The sequence below is a fragment of the Neobacillus drentensis genome (genome assembly GCF_036966985.1).
GTDB classification, from domain to species: domain Bacteria; phylum Bacillota; class Bacilli; order Bacillales; family Cytobacillaceae; genus Neobacillus; species Neobacillus drentensis_E.
The window spans coordinates 1-4,410 of the sequence record NZ_JBALSN010000482.1 but is presented as its reverse complement, the minus strand read 5'-3'; the positions used below and the strand labels follow the sequence as shown (position 1 = coordinate 4,410).

Annotated in this window: 3 protein-coding genes and 1 pseudogene; 2 read left to right on the top strand and 2 right to left on the bottom strand. The window is 36.3% G+C overall.

Translation table 11 applies throughout. The annotated features are described in order from the left end of the window. Positions 1 to 72: 72 nt before the first annotated feature. Positions 73 to 588, bottom strand: a complete 516-nt coding sequence (locus tag V7659_RS25845) for a YbaK/EbsC family protein (protein WP_335542968.1) — start codon at positions 586 to 588, stop codon at positions 73 to 75. A 201-nt stretch (positions 589 to 789) separates the two neighbouring features. Here V7659_RS25845 and V7659_RS25840 point away from each other — a divergent pair, with 201 nt between their 5' ends. Together V7659_RS25840 and V7659_RS25835 are read left to right on the top strand one after the other, a co-directional pair. After that, on the top strand, positions 790 to 1,707 hold the full coding sequence (locus V7659_RS25840; RefSeq protein ID WP_335542967.1) for a DMT family transporter: 918 nt from the start codon (positions 790 to 792) through the stop codon (positions 1,705 to 1,707). A gap of 302 nt (positions 1,708 to 2,009) precedes the next feature. Further along, entirely contained in the window at positions 2,010 to 3,389 is a 1,380-nt protein-coding gene (locus tag V7659_RS25835; RefSeq protein WP_335542966.1) for a UDP-N-acetylmuramoyl-tripeptide--D-alanyl-D-alanine ligase, read from the top strand. Positions 3,390 to 3,496: 107 nt separating this feature from the next. Here V7659_RS25835 and V7659_RS25830 read toward each other — a convergent pair. Beyond that, positions 3,497 to 4,410, bottom strand: a pseudogene (locus V7659_RS25830) (YheC/YheD family endospore coat-associated protein); the annotation flags it as partial.

Sequence of the window (4,410 nt, the reverse complement as noted above, 5' to 3'; positions counted from 1 at the left end):
TAGGACTTCTATGGTTACTGTTGAACGAATTCTTACGTATAACTCAACTGGCATCTAGGATGATCATTAAATTTAAACCTCAATTTGTTGATTTAGTTGTGATGGCAGTCCCTCTTCTTCCCAACCTTTACATACATCAATCCAGTCTTTTGCAAAAGAATAGGTAAATAACTCTTCTTTCGTTAATTCAATTGCAGAGTTGGTACTTCCGCAAGCTGGGTAGAGTGTTTCGAAGCGCTGCATGGAGACATCCAAGTACACGTCAAGTTCATTATTCAACCCAAACGGGCATACACCACCAATGGCATGTCCTGTTTGTTCGAGTACTTCATCCGGGGAGAGCATTCGTGCTTTGAAACCGAATTGCTGCCGGAACTTCTTATTTTCGATTTTTGCATCCCCTGCCGCAACGATCAAAATAGCTTTATCCTCACTTCCCCTAAATGATAAGGTTTTAGCAATTCGAGCTGGGGCCACTCCAATTGTCTCAGCGGCTTGCTCTACTGTTGCGCTGGAGGTTTCAAATTCCATTACATCATTTTCACGATTCCATTGTTTAAAATGGGCCTTTACACTTTCCAATGACATCTTATTCATCCTTTCTCGGTTGGTAATATTATGAATAATAACATACTTTAAAGGAATAAAGCGAACAGATGACTTGTGTTGTACCTCATTCCAGGCGATCTTTGACGAAACTCCTATTAATTAAAACTAATTTACAAATACATGATATAATCATTGTTAAAAGATTAATACTTTAGTATTTTCACACAATGGAGGGATCGAATGAATTCGCAAGTTGCAGCAGTTTCCTCCCCAAGGCCAAGGTTAAAAGGTATCTTTTTAGTGCTTATTGCAGCAACACTTTGGGGTGTTTCAGGAACAGTAGCTCAATATTTATTTCACACACAAGGTTTTAGTACCAATTGGTTAGTGGTTAACCGGCTCATTTTTTCAGGCCTTGGCTTGTTATTTTTTGCACAAACATTCAAAAAACAAAATATTTGGAGCATATGGAAAAATAAACAGGATATATTACGCCTAGTTATTTTTGGGATACTTGGCATGTTTGGTGTGCAATATACATACTTTGCCGCTATCGAATATGGAAATGCAGCAACTGCCACGGTATTACAGTACCTGGCACCAGTCATTATTGTCTGTTATTTAACTTTTCGGTCAAAGAAATTACCTGCGAAAAATGAAGTAATGGCGATAGGATTAGCCCTGTTCGGAACATTTCTACTTGTTACAAAAGGAAGTATTCATTCCTTATCCATTTCAGGCTCTGCCTTTACATGGGGAATCCTCTCCGCTTTTGCTCTCGCATTTTATACACTCTATCCTGGCAAATTATTAGAAAAATGGGGCTCACTTCTTACCGTTGGCTGGGGAATGTTGATTGGCGGAATTGGCTTTAGTTTCATTCATCCTCCGTGGAAGTTTCAGGGACATTGGAGTTTATCATCATTTATTGCTGTGGTTTTTGTGATTATTTTCGGTACTTTAATTGCCTTTTTTTGCTTTATGGAAAGTTTGAAGTTCATTGGTGCGTCTGAAGCCAGTCTTCTCGCTTGTGTTGAGCCACTATCGGCTGCCTTTTTGGCCGTTGCTTGGCTTCAAGTATCTTTTGGCCCGGCCGAATGGATTGGTTCCTTTCTCATTATAACAACCATTTTTATATTATCAGGTAATAAACGATGAGGGCCTGGCGTCATAATAAAGCAGTCCTAATCCATTAACAGAAGAGGATACTTTGTCCGTTATAAGGATAAAGGTCCTCTTTTTTTCTTATAATCATAGATTAAGTGGGTTTATGGGTCATTCAGTTCAAATTCTAAAACTTTTATGTTTATGACAAATTCCGCTAATTACCTGAGTGGTTATCACACACCTGCTTTAGGGGACATGTCATATGATATATTAGCCTTTGAATTTTCAATCACCACAACCTGTTTTAATGGGAAGCTGCTTTTTTTCAAAAAAGGAACTTCAGGAGGGACATTTTGAAGACATTATTATTGGAAAACATTTTAACTGCCATGAACATTCAGCCACATGAAAAGCAAAAAGGGATACGGATTAAGACGGTCACTGATAGCAGATTTGAAATTAGGAGTCATACATTATATTTTCGTTTGAACAATCGAGAGATGCCGGTTGAAAGGATAAAGAATTACAAGAATGTATTTATTGTTACAGATACTCCATTTTCCCATATGAAAAAATTAAATTCTGAGCAAATCATTATGGTGAAGGATATCCAAGACAGTTTCTTTAACTTCACCTCGTATTACAGGCACCTGTTTAACATTCCTGTAGTGGCCATTACAGGTACATGTGGAAAGTCTACGACGAAGGAAATGCTAAAACACATATTAGAAGATACACACAATGTCCAGGCGACCATATCCAGCAAAAATGCCGACTATTACAATCTTTCTTATTTATTGGGAATTGAGGAAGATACGGATGTGGCAGTGTTTGAAACAGCTGTATCTAAAAAAGGGGATATGACGGAATCCTGTAAGTATTTTTACCCTACGATTGGGATAATGACAATGATTGATGTCGATCATACGGATAAAATTCGATCATTTGATCGTTATCTAGTAGAAAAGGCAAAAATAATGGAAGGGATGAACAATGAGGGAATTCTCATTCTAAATTCGGACGACCCCTATCTCTCCTCGATCGATACATCTAAATTTAAAGGAGAGATTATCACATTCGGAAAAAACAAGAATGCTATTTTTAGGATTAAGAATTATCAATATACTTCAACCGGCATGACTTTTTGGATGGAATATATGCAAAGTGAATACCAAGGATATATACCGGGTCTTGGTGAGCATAGTGTTTATAATGCAGCCGCTTCATTAGCAGCTGCTGCCATGTTAGGTGTGGATATTCACTATGCTTTAAAAAGATTATCTTCTTATCCTCACATGAGATCCCATTTTCAAGTAATGGAAGGACGAAATCACATTACGTTGGTGGATGATACGTGGAAGTCAAATCCTGCTTCTTTAAGAACAGGCTTAGAAACATTAAGCAAGATCGCATTGCCATCCCAAAGAAAAATTGCGGTTCTGGGAAGAATGACGGCACTTGGAAAATATGCAGATGAAGAATACGAAAAGGCAGGACATTTAATCGCTGCTTCGGGGGTCGATATTCTCATCACCAAAGGGTTTATTGCAAAAGATTTTCAAAAGCCTGCTATAGAGGCAGGAGTAAATCCGCATAATGTGTATCATTTTTCAGATGCCGATGAAATAAAGAGGTTTTTTGATTCTTTTTTACTGCCTAATGACATTGTTTATTTCAAAACGGGCGGGAATGACTCAGACTTTGATGATGTTATTGACTATTTAAGAAGTTAAATGATAAAAAATTTTAACATAAAAAGGCAGCTTTCTTTTAATGAATGACAACCCAATTGTTTACAATTGGAGTTGATGTTCATGAGTGGTAAGCTGCCTTTTTTTGTTTAATGTTTATTTTTATTTGCTAAATATTTTGCATACAAAATCGTATTTTTAGCTACATCTAATTCAAGACTATATATATTTGGCGGACCTGGTCTCCAGTTGACTTCAAAAAGCCATAGTTTGTGGTTTGCATCAATTCCGACGTCAATTCCTAATTCATCTAATTCATTGTCATATAAAGAATCAAAATGATTTGAGAAACTGATCGCAAACTGTTCAAGGTACCTTTTAATATCAAACCAGGAATCATCAAACTCGTGTTTCAAGAAAATATCCAGGTAAGTACTATAGCCGCCACTCCCCATATTAGAGGTTATAGTCCCTGAACGCCCGATCCGTGGATAAATAGAAGTGATCACCCATTTTCCTTCTCCATTTTTTTGTACATGCAACCTGAAATCAAAAACAAGACCAGATTTTGTTTGACTTGTAATAAACTGTTGAACTACGTAATCTTGTTCGTGTATTTTATGGGATACCAATTCTATCAATTGTTTTTCATTAATCGATGATTCTAATCCTGCATCATTTATTTTGTAATGATTTGAACCATCTTTTTCAATAAAAATAATACCCCCACCTTGATGGCCAGATAATGGTTTGATGATAACTTTTTGATATTGTCTGATCATGTCAAAGAAAATCTGAATGTCAGTTAATTCATAAAAAGGAATAAGGTATTGTTTAAATTTATTTGCCTTATTAATTCTGTTATAAACCGTTAATTTGTCCCCTATTGAATGACTTGTAAACGGAATCCTTTCATACAAATAATCAAGGATTGGTTTAGTTTTCTCACTTGCAAGATAACTTGCATTATATATGACATCAGGGAAAGGAAATTCCTTTTCAATCCATTTTCCATTTTCATAGGCTTTTCATAAAATTATTTGCAGTTTGATGTTCACCTTCC

Bases quoted from the DNA above. Each gene is read 5' to 3' on its own strand.
- V7659_RS25845 (WP_335542968.1), bottom strand. From the start codon at position 588: ATGTCATTGGAAAGTGTAAAGGCCCATTTTAAACAATGGAATCGTGAA.
- V7659_RS25840 (WP_335542967.1), top strand. From the start codon at position 790: ATGAATTCGCAAGTTGCAGCAGTTTCCTCCCCAAGGCCAAGGTTAAAA.